This is a genomic window from Mesorhizobium sp. M8A.F.Ca.ET.165.01.1.1 (assembly GCF_004792065.1).
Lineage (GTDB): Bacteria > Pseudomonadota > Alphaproteobacteria > Rhizobiales > Rhizobiaceae > Mesorhizobium.
Genome location: NZ_SRTH01000296.1, coordinates 1 through 201 on the forward strand (window position 1 = coordinate 1; position 201 = coordinate 201).

The 201-nt window shown below is 66.2% G+C and carries 1 protein-coding gene; it reads left to right on the forward strand.

The genetic code is table 11. From position 1 onward, the window contains the following. Window positions 1-201, forward strand: a 201-nt coding sequence (locus EN808_RS36170) for a VCBS domain-containing protein (RefSeq protein ID WP_135918296.1), incomplete at both ends; no start/stop codon positions are given.

Below are 201 nucleotides of genomic sequence, written 5' to 3' on the forward strand. Positions count from 1 at the left end.
GCCTGGCCTCGGTGCAGCAGCTTGCCGAAGGCGCCACCGTCACCGACGTCTTCAGCTACACCAACTCGGACAACCACGGCGGCTCTTCGTCCGCCAACCTGACCATCACCATCACCGGCACCAATGACGCGCCGGTGGCGGTGGCCGATGCGGCGGCGGTGAAGGAAGACACCAACACGCTGGCCGATCCCAATCCGGTGA